Annotated in this window: 10 protein-coding genes; all 10 read right to left on the reverse strand. The window is 46.0% G+C overall.

What is annotated here, in order from left to right; all coding sequences use genetic code 11:
* Positions 1–772: elongation factor Tu (locus IW644_RS19560; protein ID WP_269919009.1), on the reverse strand; the 772-nt coding region annotated here is incomplete at its 3' end.
* A gap of 63 nt (positions 773–835) precedes the next feature.
* A complete protein-coding gene (fusA, locus tag IW644_RS19565) occupies positions 836–2938 on the reverse strand; it encodes an elongation factor G (RefSeq protein WP_269919010.1) in 2103 nt (700 codons plus the stop codon).
* A gap of 27 nt (positions 2939–2965) precedes the next feature.
* Entirely contained in the window at positions 2966–3436 is a 471-nt protein-coding gene (gene rpsG, locus IW644_RS19570) for a 30S ribosomal protein S7 (protein WP_014980519.1), read from the reverse strand.
* A 75-nt stretch (positions 3437–3511) separates the two neighbouring features.
* Positions 3512–3886, reverse strand: a complete 375-nt coding sequence (gene rpsL, locus IW644_RS19575) for a 30S ribosomal protein S12 (protein WP_025257518.1) — start codon at positions 3884–3886, stop codon at positions 3512–3514.
* Positions 3887–4195: 309 nt separating this feature from the next.
* Entirely contained in the window at positions 4196–8368 is a 4173-nt protein-coding gene (gene rpoC / locus IW644_RS19580) for a DNA-directed RNA polymerase subunit beta' (protein ID WP_269919011.1), read from the reverse strand.
* An 81-nt stretch (positions 8369–8449) separates the two neighbouring features.
* Positions 8450–12478 (reverse strand): DNA-directed RNA polymerase subunit beta, encoded by a 4029-nt coding sequence (rpoB, locus tag IW644_RS19585; protein ID WP_269919012.1) that lies wholly within the window; start codon positions 12476–12478, stop codon positions 8450–8452.
* Between the two features lie 325 nt (positions 12479–12803).
* The gene (gene rplL, locus IW644_RS19590; protein WP_015068303.1) at positions 12804–13181 is read right to left on the reverse strand and encodes a 50S ribosomal protein L7/L12; all 378 of its coding nucleotides are present in this window, start codon (positions 13179–13181) and stop codon (positions 12804–12806) included.
* A gap of 57 nt (positions 13182–13238) precedes the next feature.
* Positions 13239–13757 (reverse strand): 50S ribosomal protein L10, encoded by a 519-nt coding sequence (gene rplJ, locus IW644_RS19595; RefSeq protein ID WP_118491686.1) that lies wholly within the window; start codon positions 13755–13757, stop codon positions 13239–13241.
* A gap of 306 nt (positions 13758–14063) precedes the next feature.
* Positions 14064–14759: a 50S ribosomal protein L1 gene (gene rplA / locus IW644_RS19600; RefSeq protein ID WP_014951042.1), complete on the reverse strand. Its 696-nt coding sequence runs from the start codon at positions 14757–14759 to the stop codon at positions 14064–14066.
* A 4-nt stretch (positions 14760–14763) separates the two neighbouring features.
* On the reverse strand, positions 14764–15192 hold the full coding sequence (rplK, locus tag IW644_RS19605) for a 50S ribosomal protein L11 (protein ID WP_014951043.1): 429 nt from the start codon (positions 15190–15192) through the stop codon (positions 14764–14766).
* Positions 15193–15548 lie beyond the last annotated feature (356 nt).

The following is a 15548-nucleotide window of genomic DNA, read 5'->3' on the forward strand; positions in this document are numbered from 1 at the left end:
CAGTACAAGTAGTCTTAGTAGTGTCTTTGATACCTACGATTTCTACTTCTTCACCAACCTTGATGATACCTTGCTCAACACGACCTGTTACAACAGTACCACGGCCTGAGATTGAGAATACGTCTTCGATTGGAAGGATGAACGGCTTGTCGATTGCACGCTCTGGCTCTGGGATGTATGAATCAAGCGCTTCACCAAGCTCGATGATTTTCTTTTCCCACTCTGCGTCGCCTTCAAGCGCCTTAAGAGCTGAACCTTGGATAACTGGTAGGTCATCACCTGGGAATTCGTATTCGTTAAGAAGTTCACGAACTTCCATTTCTACTAGCTCTAGAAGCTCTTCATCATCAACCATGTCACACTTGTTCATGAATACGATGATGTAAGGGATACCAACCTGACGACCAAGTAGGATGTGCTCACGAGTCTGAGGCATAGGGCCGTCAGTCGCAGCTACTACTAGGATACCACCGTCCATCTGAGCAGCACCAGTGATCATGTTTTTAACGTAATCAGCGTGTCCTGGGCAGTCTACGTGTGCGTAGTGACGAGTAGGAGTGTCATATTCTACGTGTGAAGTAGAAATGGTGATACCACGAGCTTTCTCTTCAGGCGCGTTATCGATTTGATCGAAAGCCTGAGCAGAACCGCCGTAAGTTTTAGAAAGAACTGTAGTGATAGCTGCAGTTAGGGTAGTTTTACCGTGGTCAACGTGGCCGATTGTACCCACGTTTACGTGGGGTTTCGTACGTTCAAACTTTTCTTTTGCCATTTTTCTCGTTTCCTAAGTTAAAAGTCCGACCCACCAATAGACCGGACCGAACCTTCATTTAGATTAAATTCTAGATTCAATAATAGCCTGCGCCACATTGTTAGGCGCCTCAGAATAATTGAAGAACTCCATTGAGTATGAAGCACGACCTTGTGTTTGTGAACGCAAATCAGTTGCGTAGCCAAACATTTCTGAAAGCGGCACTTTTGCACGTATTATTTTAACACCTGCTACGCCATCTTCCATACCTTCGATCATGCCGCGGCGACGATTAATGTCACCAACTACATCACCCATCCAGTCTTCTGGAGTAGTCACTTCAACTTTCATTGTGGGTTCAAGCAACACCGGATTTGCTTCTGCGGCGCCTTTTTTGAAACCCATAGAGCCGGCGATCTTAAACGCCATTTCAGAAGAGTCAACATCGTGGTAAGAACCATCAAACAAAGTAACCTTTACATCTAGTACCGGAAACCCTGCAAGAACACCACTTCGCATCTGCTCCTGAATTCCTTTATCGACCGCTGGAATGAACTCTTTTGGTACAACACCACCGACGATTTCGTTCACAAATTCGTAGCCTGAACCTTCTTCCTGAGGCTCAATGCGTAACCATACATGACCAAATTGGCCTCGGCCGCCTGACTGACGAACGAACTTCCCTTCCACTTCAACAGATTTACGAAGGGTTTCGCGATAAGCAACCTGTGGGTTACCTACGTTACATTCAACTTTAAATTCGCGCTTCATGCGGTCGACAATGATATCAAGGTGAAGTTCACCCATACCCGAGATAATTGTCTGACCCGTCTCATCATCAGTTTTAACTTTAAACGATGGATCTTCTGCCGCAAGTTTGCCTAAAGCAATAGCCATTTTTTCTTGGTCAGCCTGAGATTTAGGCTCTACTGCTATTGAAATAACAGGGTCTGGGAACTCCATACGCTCTAACGTAATAACGTTATTAGGATCGCAAAGCGTATCACCAGTGGTAACATCTTTAAGGCCGATAGCGGCGGCAATGTCACCTGCGCGTACTTCTTTAAGCTCTTCGCGGTCTTTTGCGTGCATTTGCACGATACGCCCGAATCGCTCACGTTTACCTTTTACTGGGTTATATACAGTATCGCCTGTATTAACTACACCTGAGTAACAGCGGAAAAAGGTCAACGTGCCCACAAATGGGTCAGTTGCTATTTTAAATGCTAGTGCTGAGAACGGCTCATCGTCGCTCGAATGACGCTCTGCTTCAGTCTCGTCTTTATCGTCAAGCACACCTGTAATGGCTTTAACTTCAGTTGGAGACGGTAAATAATGAATTACAGAGTCTAGTACTGCCTGAACACCTTTGTTTTTGAAGGCACTGCCACAAGTGGCAAGAACAATTTCGTTGTTCAGTGTACGCGTACGAAGGCCTAAACGGATTTCTTCTTCAGTCAGCTCTTCGCCTTCTAAATACTTATCCATCAGCTCATCAGACGCTTCTGCAGCCGCTTCGATCATCTCGGTACGATACTGCTCAGCGGTATCAAGATATTCAGCCGGAATGTCTTCATAGGTAAATGTCATACCCATGTCGTCTTCATTCCAGTTGATGGCTTTCATCTTCACAAGGTCGATGACGCCATGGAAATTCTCTTCAGCGCCCATGTTGATTTGAATCGGAACACAGTTTGCGCCTAAACGCTTGCGGATTTGCCCCACAACGCGCTCAAAATCAGCGCCAGCCCGGTCCATTTTATTAACGAACACTAGGCGTGGCACTTCATATTTGTCAGCCTGTCGCCAGACTGTCTCTGATTGAGGTTCTACCCCAGAAGACCCACAGAAAACAACTACTGCACCGTCTAGTACACGTAATGATCGCTCTACTTCAATAGTAAAGTCTACGTGTCCAGGGGTGTCGATGATGTTAATTCTGTGCTGATCGAACTGTTGCTCCATACCAGACCAGAAACAAGTCGTTGCAGCAGACGTGATAGTGATACCACGCTCCTGCTCTTGCTCCATCCAGTCCATGGTAGCAGCACCATCGTGCACTTCACCGATTTTGTGAGACAGCCCTGTATAAAACAGGACTCGCTCTGTGGTCGTGGTTTTACCCGCGTCCACGTGAGCCACAATACCAATATTGCGATAACGCTCAATCGAGGTCTTACGAGGCATAAATCTCTCTCAGTTAAATAACGTTGATTACCAACGGTAGTGAGCAAACGCTTTGTTTGCTTCGGCCATACGGTGAACGTCTTCACGTTTCTTAACCGCTGAACCTTTATTATCTGCTGCGTCTAGCATTTCAGCCGCTAGGCGTTGTGCCATAGACTTTTCGCCACGTTTACGTGCAGCTTCTACCATCCAACGCATACCTAGCGCGTTACGACGAACTGGACGTACTTCAACTGGAACCTGATAAGTTGAACCACCAACACGACGAGACTTAACCTCTACTGTTGGGCGGATGTTATCAAGCGCTTCCTCGAAGATATCTAGGTGTGCTTTGCCGGTTTTTTCAGCAACAATATCAAGCGCACCGTAAACGATTCTTTCAGCGACTGACTTTTTGCCGTCGAGCATTACGACATTCATGAATTTCGCAAGCAGTTGTGAACCAAATTTTGGCTCTGGTAGGATTTTACGTTGACCTACGACTCTTCTTCTTGGCATTTTCTATTCTCCGTATGAATTCAGGGAAAACCCAAAACTCTTAAACTTCAGTTTGGCCTTACTAACGGAGAACCGTTAAGACTTAGGCTTCTTCGCGCCGTACTTAGAACGGGCTTGTCTACGATCGTTTACACCTGCGCAGTCAAGAGTACCGCGAACTGTGTGATAACGAACACCTGGTAGATCTTTAACACGACCACCACGGATAAGTACTACACTGTGCTCTTGTAGGTTGTGACCTTCACCACCGATGTATGAAGAAACTTCAAAACCGTTAGTTAGACGTACACGACATACTTTACGTAGTGCAGAGTTTGGTTTCTTAGGCGTAGTAGTATATACACGAGTACATACACCACGTCTTTGTGGACAAGCTTGTAGAGCAGCTACGTTGCTTTTTTCAACGGGCTTTCTACGCGGCTTGCGCACTAACTGGTTAACTGTTGCCATTAACTAGCTCCTGATTAAAAACTACGAAAACCCAATCACTGCGACTGGGTCCATATTAATGCGATTAATCTATTAATCGCGCTTGTTTGTGAACATTGTGCTCGTCAATATTCACTGAGCGCTGATACGAAAAACCGCGACCGTTTATCGAGCCATTTGATGGCTATCCAAAATCGGGTCGCGGAATATTAAAGATCATCGCTCTGACTGTCAAGGTGTACAAAGCTTAAGCAGATAATTTATCTGCAATCTGTACAACTTGACTGCCGAATTGTTAGGAGTACGTTAACGTACTCCTATGATCTTGCCTTATTCGGCAGTATCTTCGTCTGCACCTGCATTAAGCGCTTCGGTTAGTGCCTGTTCTGCTTCAGCAGCAGAAACTGACATTTCTTCGATTTGCTCTTTGCGACGCTGTGCACGGCGTTCGTGGTAAGCGAAACCGGTACCCGCTGGAATTAGACGACCAACGATTACGTTTTCTTTCAGACCGCGTAGGTCATCTTCTTTACCTTGAACTGCAGCTTCAGTTAGAACACGTGTTGTTTCTTGGAACGATGCCGCTGAGATAAACGACTCAGTAGACAGTGACGCTTTAGTGATACCAAGCAGCTGTGTTTCGTACTGCGCAGGGATCTTACCGTGTTTTTCAATTTCACGGTTCGCCACTTTAACGTTCGATACTTCAACCTGTTCGCCTTCAAGGAACTGCGTATCGCCTGGATTAGTGATAATGCACTTACGTAGCATCTGACGGATAACTACTTCGATGTGCTTATCGTTAATCTTAACACCCTGTAGACGGTATACTTCCTGAACTTCGTTCACGATGTAGTTTGCTACTGCTGAGATACCACGTAGACGTAGGATATCGTGTGGAGACTCTGGACCATCGGCGATAACTTCGCCTTTTTCCACTTTCTCACCTTCGAACACGTTAAGCTGACGCCACTTAGGAATCATCTCTTCGTATGCATCACCTTCAGCAGGCGTGATTACAAGACGCTTCTTACCTTTGGTCTCTTTACCGAAGCCGATAGTACCTGAGATTTCTGCAAGGATTGCAGGCTCTTTAGGCTTACGTGCTTCAAATAGGTCCGCAACGCGCGGTAGACCACCGGTGATATCACGAGTCTTCGAGCTTTCTTGAGGAATACGTGCTAGCACGTCACCTTCGTTAGCCACTTTGCCTTCTGACGCTTCAATTGTGGTAAAGCTTGGAAGACGAATTTCCTGAAGACCGAACTCATCGCTCTCAAGGATAAGCTTAGGCTCTTTCGCATTAACTTTCGCAAGGTCTTTAACAACGATACGTGTTAGACCAGTAAGCTCGTCTTGCTGCATTTCGGTGTTAGAGTCATCAATGTCTGCGAAGCTAATCTTAGCTGCACGTTCAGTGATGATTGGGTGACTATGCGGATCCCAGTTAGCAACAACGTCGCCAGCTGCAATTGATGCACCGTCATCCACGCTAAGTACAGCACCGTAAGGTACTTTATAGCGCTCTTTCTCACGGCCTTGCTCGTCGATAACAGTAAGCTCTGTTGAACGAGAAACAATAACCACTTTACCTTCAGAGTTACGTACGAATTTCGCGTTGTGTAGCTTAAGGCTACCCGCTGTTTTAACTTGTACGCTGTTCTCAGCAGATGCTCTTGATGCCGCACCACCGATGTGGAACGTACGCATGGTAAGCTGTGTACCTGGTTCACCGATTGACTGTGCTGCAATAACACCAACCGATTCACCGCTACCCACCATATGACCACGTGCAAGGTCACGACCGTAACACTTAGCACAAACACCGAAGTCGTTGTCACAAGTGATTACCGAGCGAACCATTATTTGGTCAACTGAGTTGGCTTCAAGCATATCTACTAACGCTTCGTCTAGAAGAACATTACGCTCAACTAGTACTTCGTCAGTACCTGGCTTAAGTACGTCTTCTGCTACCACACGACCTAGTACACGCTCGCGTAGCGGCTCAACAACGTCACCACCTTCGATTAGTGGTGTCATTTGAACACCTTCGAATGTGCCACAGTCGTCGTTAGTGATTACCAAGTCTTGTGCAACGTCTACTAGACGACGTGTTAGGTAACCCGAGTTAGCTGTCTTAAGTGCGGTATCCGCTAGACCTTTACGAGCACCGTGAGTTGAGATGAAGTACTGTAGTACGTTCAGACCTTCACGGAAGTTCGCCGTAATTGGGGTTTCGATGATTGAGCCATCTGGCTTAGCCATCAGACCACGCATACCTGCAAGCTGACGAATCTGAGCGGCACTACCACGAGCACCCGAGTCGGCCATCATGTAAACTGAGTTAAATGATGATTGCTCTTCTTCTTCGCCATCGCGGTTAATTACGATGTCAGTCTTAAGGTTATCCATCATGGCCTTAGCAACTTTTTCGTTGGCATTTGACCAGATATCGATAACTTTGTTGTAACGCTCACCCGCGGTAACAAGACCGTTTTGGAACTGTTCCTGAATTTCGATAACTTCTGCTTCCGCCGCGTCGATAATTTCTTTCTTAGCAGCAGGGATAACCATATCGTCGATACCAACAGACGCACCCGCGATCATCGCGTAGTGGAAACCGGTATACATGATTTGGTCAGCAGCAATTACTGTGTCTTTCAGACCTAGCGTACGGTAACAAGCATTCAATAGTTTTGAAATTTGCTTCTTGCCCATCGCTTGGTTGATGATTTCAAATGGCAGACCCTTTGGAAGGATCAATGAGAAAATCGCACGACCAACAGTAGTGTCAGTTAGGGTTACTTTCTCAGTTTTGTTGCCATCTTCATCGATGTCATATTCAGTAATACGTACTTTAACGCGAGAGTGAAGCTCAGCATTACCTGTACGGTACGCTTTTTCTGCTTCATTCGGGCTGGTAAACACCATGCCTTCGCCTAAGCCGTTTACTTTGTCACGCGTTAGGTAATAAAGACCTAATACAACGTCCTGTGAAGGTACGATAATTGGCTCACCGTTCGCTGGTGACAGGATGTTGTTCGTTGACATCATAAGTGCACGTGCTTCTAGCTGTGCTTCGATTGTCAACGGTACGTGTACCGCCATTTGGTCACCATCGAAGTCGGCGTTGTACGCCGCACACACTAGCGGGTGAAGCTGAATCGCTTTACCTTCGATTAATGTTGGTTCGAATGCTTGGATACCCAAACGGTGAAGTGTAGGTGCACGGTTAAGTAGTACCGGGTGTTCGCGGATAACGTCATCTAGTACGTCCCAAACCTCTGGTGCTTCGCGCTCTACTAGCTTCTTAGCAGCTTTGATTGTTGTCGCAAGACCACGACCTTCAAGCTTACCGTAGATAAACGGCTTGAATAGCTCTAGTGCCATCTTCTTAGGAAGACCACACTGGTGAAGACGTAGCGTTGGACCAACGGTAATTACAGAACGGCCAGAGTAGTCAACACGCTTACCAAGAAGGTTTTGACGGAAACGACCTTGCTTACCTTTGATCATGTCTGCAAGCGACTTAAGTGGACGCTTGTTAGAACCGGTAATCGCACGACCACGACGTCCATTATCTAGAAGCGCATCTACAGACTCTTGAAGCATACGCTTTTCGTTGCGTACGATAATGTCTGGAGCAGCTAGGTCTAGAAGACGCTTAAGACGGTTGTTACGGTTGATTACACGACGGTATAGGTCGTTAAGGTCAGACGTTGCAAAACGGCCGCCATCTAGTGGTACTAGAGGACGTAAATCTGGCGGAAGTACCGGAAGAACCGTCATGATCATCCACTCTGGCTTGTTGCCAGATTGTTGGAATGACTCAAGCAATTTCAGACGCTTAGTAATCTTCTTACGTTTGGTTTCAGAGTTAATTGAAGGCAGCTCTTCACGCATAGCCGCAACATCTGCGTCTACGTCAAGTACTGTTAGAAGATCGAATACTGCCTCAGCACCCATCTTCGCTTCAAACTCGTCACCGTGCTCTTCAAGTGCATCCAAGTACTCTTCTTCGTTAAGAAGTTGGCTACGCTCAAGTGTAGTCATACCTGGTTCTGTAACCACGTATGATTCAAAGTAAAGTACACGTTCAATATCACGAAGTGTCATATCAAGCATAAGGCCGATACGAGACGGAAGTGATTTAAGGAACCAGATGTGCGCAACCGGGCTAGCTAGCTCGATGTGACCCATACGCTCACGACGTACTTTAGTCAGTGTAACTTCAACGCCACACTTCTCACAGATAACACCGCGGTGCTTAAGGCGCTTGTACTTACCGCAAAGACATTCGTAGTCTTTAACCGGACCAAAGATACGCGCACAGAACAGACCGTCACGCTCAGGCTTGAACGTACGGTAGTTAATTGTTTCAGGCTTTTTAACTTCACCGAATGACCATGAACGAATCATGTCAGGTGAAGACAGACCGATTCGAATATTATCGAATTCTTCAGTCTTGTTTTGTTGCTTTAGAAACTTTAATAAGTCTTTCACATTACTCTCCCAGCGGAGTCAGTCTCTAGAACCCGGCGCAAGCGCCGGGCCATCTCATAACATTACGCGGCGATTGCCGTATTACTTTTCTTCAAGCTCGATGTTGATACCCAACGAGCGAATTTCTTTAAGTAGTACGTTGAATGATTCTGGCATGCCAGGTTCCATTCTGTGGTCGCCATCGACGATGTTCTTGTACATCTTGGTACGGCCGTTAACGTCATCTGACTTAACAGTAAGCATTTCCTGAAGGGTATATGCTGCACCGTATGCTTCAAGTGCCCACACTTCCATCTCACCGAAGCGCTGACCACCAAACTGTGCTTTACCACCAAGAGGCTGCTGTGTAACAAGGCTGTAAGAACCAGTAGAACGCGCGTGCATCTTGTCGTCTACTAAGTGGTTCAGTTTCAGCATGTACATGTAACCAACCGTTACTGGACGCTCAAACTCGCGACCGGTACGACCGTCGAACAATGAAATCTGACCGCTTTCTGGAATATCAGCAAGCTTCAGCATTTCTTTGATTTCAGATTCACGAGCACCGTCGAACACAGGTGTTGCTACTGGAACACCCTTACGAAGGTTTTCCGCTAGACGACGAACTTCGTGGTCTGTGAAGCTATCGATGTCAACTTCCTGGTGATTCTCACCAAGCTCGTACACCTTCTTCAAGAAGTCACGTAGTTCAGCCAGCTCGCGCTGCTCTTTAATCATGCGATCAATCTTCACACCAAGACCGTGTGCAGCCATACCCAAGTGAGTTTCTAGGATCTGACCGATGTTCATACGAGACGGTACACCTAGTGGGTTAAGAACGATATCTACCGGCGTACCGTTAGCATCGTATGGCATGTCTTCTACAGGCTGGATAGTCGAGATAACACCTTTGTTACCGTGACGTCCGGCCATTTTGTCACCCGGTTGGATGTGACGCTTAACCGCAAGGTAAACCTTAACAATCTTAAGTACGCCAGGCGCTAGGTCATCGCCTTGTGTGATCTTACGACGCTTAGTTTCAAACTTCTTATCGAAGTCCGCTTTAATTTCAGCGTGCTGATCTGCGATTTGGTCTAGCTCTAGCTGTGCATCTTCGCTGTTAAGTGCAATTTCAAACCACTTTTCACGCGGTAGGCTGTCAAGCTTAGCTTGGTCAACACCAGCACGTAGAAGTGCAGTTTGCGCACGGGCAAAGATACCGTCAGCTAGAATTTCGAACTCATCAGTAAGGTCTTTCTTAACCTGACGTAGCTGCATGTCTTCGATTTCTAGCGCGCGCTTGTCTTTCTCTACACCGTCACGGGTAAATACTTGAACGTCAATTACAGTACCGTGAACAGAGTTAGGTACACGTAGAGACGTATCTTTAACGTCAGACGCTTTTTCACCGAAGATTGCACGTAGTAGTTTCTCTTCTGGCGTAAGCTGAGTTTCACCTTTAGGCGTTACTTTACCTACTAGGATGTCACCGCCTTTCACTTCCGCACCAATGTAAACAACACCTGATTCATCAAGCTTGCTTAGTGCAGATTCACCCACGTTCGGGATATCAGAAGAAATTTCTTCTGGCCCAAGCTTAGTATCACGAGCGATACAGCTAAGCTCTTGAATGTGGATTGTAGTGAATCGGTCTTCCTGTGCTACACGCTCAGAAATAAGGATTGAATCCTCGAAGTTGTAACCATTCCACGGCATGAACGCGATACGCATGTTCTGACCAAGTGCCAGGTCACCTAAGTCTGTTGAAGGACCGTCAGCTAGCACGTCACCAGTAACAATCGGGTCGCCAACACTACAGGTAGGCTTCTGATTGATACAAGTGTTCTGGTTAGAACGCGTGTATTTAGTCAGGTTGTAGATATCGATACCCGCTTCACCTGGAAGCATTTCATCTTCGTCTACTTTAATTACGATACGGCTGGCATCAACATAATCAACCACACCACCGCGCTTAGCAACTACAGTAACACCTGAGTCAACCGCGATAGTTCTTTCCATACCGGTACCAACTAGCGGCTTATCAGCGCGCAATGTAGGTACTGCCTGACGTTGCATGTTCGCACCCATAAGTGCACGGTTTGCATCATCGTGCTCTAGGAATGGAATAATGCTCGCAGCAATTGAAACGATTTGCTGTGGTGAAACGTCCATGTATTTGATGTCTTCAGTTGGCATCAAAGTAGTTTCACCGCGGTGACGACATGGAATTAGGTCGTCTACCAACTCGCCATTCTCAGTCAGCGCAATGTTAGCCTGAGCGATTGCGAATTGACCTTCTTCAATTGCAGATAAGTAATCGATTTCGTCTGTTACCACACCGTCAACAATGCGACGGAAAGGTGTTTCAAGGAAACCGAAGTCATTGGTGCGCGCAAAGCTTGCCAATGAGTTAATTAGACCGATGTTCGGGCCTTCCGGCGTTTCGATTGGACATAGACGACCATAGTGAGTTGGGTGTACGTCTCGAACCTCGAAGCCTGCACGTTCACGTGTAAGACCACCCGGGCCTAATGCAGAAATACGACGCTTGTGCGTTACTTCTGATAGCGGGTTGTTTTGGTCCATGAACTGAGAAAGCTGAGATGAACCGAAGAACTCTTTAACCGCAGCCGAGATAGGCTTAGCGTTAATTAGGTCCTGTGGCATTACGTTGTCTAGGTCGCCTAAGCTTAGACGCTCTTTAACTGCACGTTCTACACGTACAAGACCAACGCGGAATTGGTTCTCTGCCATTTCACCAACAGAACGGATACGACGGTTACCTAGGTGATCGATATCATCTACTTCGTCTTTACCGTCACGAATCATTATTAGCTGCTTCATTACAGAAATAATGTCTTCTTTATCTAACGTGCCTGAACCAATAAGCTCTTCACGGCCTAGACGGCGGTTGAACTTCATGCGGCCAACAGAAGATAGGTCGTAACGTTCGTCAGAGAAGAACAAGTTATCGAACAAGGTTTCTGCAGCGTCTTTTGTTGGTGGCTCACCAGGGCGCATCATACGGTAAATTTCAACTAGTGCTTCTAAGCGGTTAGTTGAAGAGTCGATACGAAGTGTATCTGAAATATATGAACCGTGGTCAAGTTCGTTGATGTAAAGCGTTTCGAACTCTTTGATACCCGCTTGGCTTAGCGCCGCTAGGTTCTCAAGGGTAAGTTCTTCGTTCGCGCTTACAATAACTTCGCCAGTGTCTTCGTTTACGTAAGTAGCAGCGTATACGCGGCCAATTAGATAATCAGCTGGAACTTCTAGCTCAGTAAGACCTGCTTTCTCTAGTGCACGAGTATGACGTGCTGAGATACGACGACCAGTTTCAACAACAACGTTGCCTTCACCGTCAATGATGTCAAATGCAGCAGTTTCACCACGAAGGCGATCTGGAACCACTTCCATCATCAACTTGTCTTTGTTGATACGTATGCCAACTTTGTCGAAGAAAGTATCAAGGATTTCTTCAGACGTCATTTCAAGTGCGCGCAAGATAATAGTTGCAGGCAATTTACGACGACGGTCAATACGTACAAACAGGTTATCTTTCGGGTCAAACTCGAAGTCTAACCACGAACCACGGTAAGGAATTACACGTGCGTTATAAAGCACTTTACCTGACGAGTGGGTTTTACCTTTGTCGTGATCAAAGAATACACCAGGTGAACGGTGTAGCTGTGACACGATAACACGCTCAGTACCATTGATAACGAACGTACCGTTCTCAGTCATCAATGGGATCTCGCCCATGTACACTTCTTGTTCTTTAATATCTTTTACGGTACCTGGGGCAGCGTCTTTATCGAACAACACTAACCGTAGTTTTACTCTTAACGGAGCAGAGAAAGTTACGCCACGAATTTGACATTCTTTAACGTCGAAAACTGGCTCTCCCAGGCGGTAGCTTACATATTGAAGCTCTGAACTACCTGAGTAGCTTTTAATTGGAAAAACGGAACGAAATGCTGCTTCCAAACCGTATTGAGCTTCCGGATCGGTCTCAATAAACTTTTTGAAAGAATCAAGCTGAATTGAAAGAAGGTATGGAATTTCCAGTACCTGTGGGCGTTTGCCAAAATCCTTACGGATACGTTTCTTTTCGCTATAAGAGTAAACCATGGGTTCCTCAGCCTGCTGATTTATGACCCAACCTGCTGCAAAATGCTTTAAAACGCGTGCTATGGGCTAAAAGCTGCGTTTCAAATGGCGCACTAAGCAACAAACTTCCACAACCCTTTTTCGGGCAGATACACCAGCATACAACAAAATTTAACCAATTATTAGTTAACTTGTTGGATTTTTATGCTTTTTATGGGTATTTCCGAATGGCGCTTTAAGTAGTGTAACCAAGGGTTAGTTTCTACACACTATACAGCGCAAAAAGGCTGGTGGTTCAAAAAACCACCAGCCTTGCCGTCTCAGGCAATAATCTGACTAGGTCAGATTACTTGATTTCTACTTCTGCACCAGCTTCTTCAAGCTCTTTCTTAAGTGCTTCAGCTTCATCTTTGCTTACGCCTTCTTTGATAGCTTTAGGAGCAGACTCAACTACTTCTTTAGCTTCTTTAAGACCTAGGCCAGTCGCGCCGCGAACTGCTTTGATAACTGCAACTTTGTTGCCACCGAATGAAGTCATTACAACGTCGAATTCAGTCTTTTCTTCTGCAGCAGCAGCGTCGCCGCCAGCAGCTGGACCAGCAACAGCAACAGCAGCTGCAGCAGATACGTTGAATTTCTCTTCAGCCGCTTCAATTAGTTCTACCAGTTCCATTACCGGCATTTCAGCGATTGCGTTTAAGATATCTTCTTTAGTTAGAGCCATGTTCTCTAAACTCCTGGGTATAAAATGTTAAAAAAATCAATATGCCAAAAACGCCAATTACTTGGTGTCTTTGACCGCCGCCAATACGCGCACAAACTTGCCAGGAACTTCGTTGATTGTTTGAACGAATTTCCCAACTGGTGCTTTGAAGGTTGCAAGTAGTTTCGCAAGCGCTTCGTCGCGGGTAGGTAGTGCTGCAACTGCGTCCAATTTCTCTGGACCAAGAAGACCGCTACCAATAGATAGTGCTGTAACTTTAAGCTTATCGTTAGTCTTACCGAAGTCTTTGAAAAGACGTGCCGCACCGCCTGGTGCGTCGATAGAGAAACCATAGATAAGCGGGCCAGTTAGGGCGCTGTCTAAGTCTGCAAATTGACTGTCTGCTAGAGCACGCTTTGCAAGAGTGTTACGTACAACCTTTAGGTATACGCCTTGCTCACGAGCTTTAACACGTAGTTCAGTCAGTTCTGCAACTTCCATCCCACGGTATTCAGCAACGGCTACGGATAGAGCGCGAGACGCAACTTCAGAAACTTCTGCTACGATCTCTTTTTTTGCTGCTAAACCTAGTGCCACTGAGTTCACCTCTTTGTATCTGATTTTGTGTGTAGGTACCTACTCACGCCATCAGGGTTCACAGATTGATACCAACCCTCATGGTTGATACCGCTCTACGGTGTTTGTTACCCCAGAGAGTCTGAGTCAAACCACCGTCTGCGCAGGTTGTTGTATTAAGCAGTGTGTTGACTGTGAAAGTTCTCTTACCTCTTTCACCACACCGCACCTGCGGTCTTGGACGGGAGCTGCTTATTAGCACTGCTAATTATCACAGCTCCAACCCATAACCTTTAAGAGATTTCGATGAGCCTAAGCTCAGCGAAATTAAAGACCTACAGAAGCCTTATCAAGAGCAACACCAGCACCCATTGTAGTGCTTAGGCTGATCTTCTTGATGTATGTACCTTTAGCAGAAGAAGGCTTAGCTTTCTTCAGTGCTTCAAGTAGCGCTTCAAGGTTTTCTTGAATTTGGTTCGCTTCGAACGCAATCTTACCAATGCTAGCGTGGATGATACCGTTCTTATCGTTACGGTAGCGTACCTGACCAGCTTTAGCGTTCTTAACTGCAGTTGCAACGTCAGGCGTTACAGTGCCAGTTTTAGGGTTAGGCATAAGGCCACGTGGACCTAAGATTTGACCTAGTTGACCAACAACACGCATCGCGTCTGGGCTAGCAACTACTACGTCAAAGTTCATTTCGCCTTTCTTAACTTGCTCAGCTAAGTCGTCCATACCAACGATGTCTGCACCAGCTTCTTTCGCTGCTTCAGCATTTGCACCTTGAGTGAATACTGCAACGCGAACGTCTTTACCAGTACCGTTAGGTAGTACAGTTGCACCACGAACGTTTTGGTCAGATTTCTTCGCATCGATACCAAGGTTTACAGATACGTCAACGCTTTCTGCGAACTTAGCAGTTGCTAGTTCTTTAAGAAGCGCTACTGCTTCGTTGATTTCGTACTCTTTAGTAGAGTCAACTTTGTCGCGGATTAGGCGAGCGCGTTTAGTTAATTTAGCCATTCGATTAGTCCTCTACGTTCAAGCCCATTGAGCGAGCAGAACCCGCGATAGTGCGTACCGCTGCATCTAGATCAGCTGCAGTAAGGTCTGGCTCTTTAGTTTTAGCAATCTCTTCCAACTGAGCGCGAGTAACTTTACCCACTTTTTCAGTGTTAGGACGGCCAGAACCACTCTTGATGCCCGCTGCTTTCTTAAGCAGGTAAGACGCAGGAGGAGTCTTAGTTTCGAATGTGAAAGAGCGATCTTCGTATACAGTAATTTCTACTGGAACTGGAGCGCCTTTCTCAAGACTTTCAGTTTTCGCGTTGAAAGCCTTACAGAATTCCATGATGTTAACACCGTGCTGACCTAGTGCAGGACCAACCGGTGGACTTGGGTTAGCTGCGCCAGCTGCAACCTGAAGCTTGATAATACCGCTTACTTTTTTAGCCATTTTACATGCTCTCTTGTTTGGGTCTAACGCCTCGCAAATACAGAGATTATTTGCTCAATCGGCTTCCCGTTTCCGTTTAAAAGGGCGCGCATTATATAAGGTGATTAATTACTATGCAAGGGCTAATTAGAATAAAAAACCATCGAAAGGTCAGTATTTTTAATACTACGCCGTTTAATGAGTTATTACCTACAAAAAAGCCCCTTTCAAGGGGCTTTTTTAAATGCGTTGACCCATCCTAAATAGCGTTGACACTTTTCAAACTTAATTTGGAGAGTGTTATGAAATCAGATAGTAAAAGAACTCAACGAGATTATTCTCTCGCTTTTAAATTGGCAGTTGTAGACCAAGTTGAA

Source organism: Alteromonas sp. PRIM-21 (assembly GCF_027563165.1).
GTDB classification, from domain to species: domain Bacteria; phylum Pseudomonadota; class Gammaproteobacteria; order Enterobacterales; family Alteromonadaceae; genus Alteromonas; species Alteromonas macleodii_A.

Bases quoted from the DNA above. Each gene is read 5' to 3' on its own strand.
- rplL (WP_015068303.1), bottom strand. From the start codon at position 13,181: ATGGCTCTAACTAAAGAAGATATCTTAAACGCAATCGCTGAAATGCCG.
- fusA (WP_269919010.1), bottom strand. From the start codon at position 2,938: ATGCCTCGTAAGACCTCGATTGAGCGTTATCGCAATATTGGTATTGTG.
- rpsL (WP_025257518.1), bottom strand. From the start codon at position 3,886: ATGGCAACAGTTAACCAGTTAGTGCGCAAGCCGCGTAGAAAGCCCGTT.
- rplA (WP_014951042.1), bottom strand. From the start codon at position 14,759: ATGGCTAAATTAACTAAACGCGCTCGCCTAATCCGCGACAAAGTTGAC.
- rpoB (WP_269919012.1), bottom strand. From the start codon at position 12,478: ATGGTTTACTCTTATAGCGAAAAGAAACGTATCCGTAAGGATTTTGGC.
- rpsG (WP_014980519.1), bottom strand. From the start codon at position 3,436: ATGCCAAGAAGAAGAGTCGTAGGTCAACGTAAAATCCTACCAGAGCCA.
- rplK (WP_014951043.1), bottom strand. From the start codon at position 15,192: ATGGCTAAAAAAGTAAGCGGTATTATCAAGCTTCAGGTTGCAGCTGGC.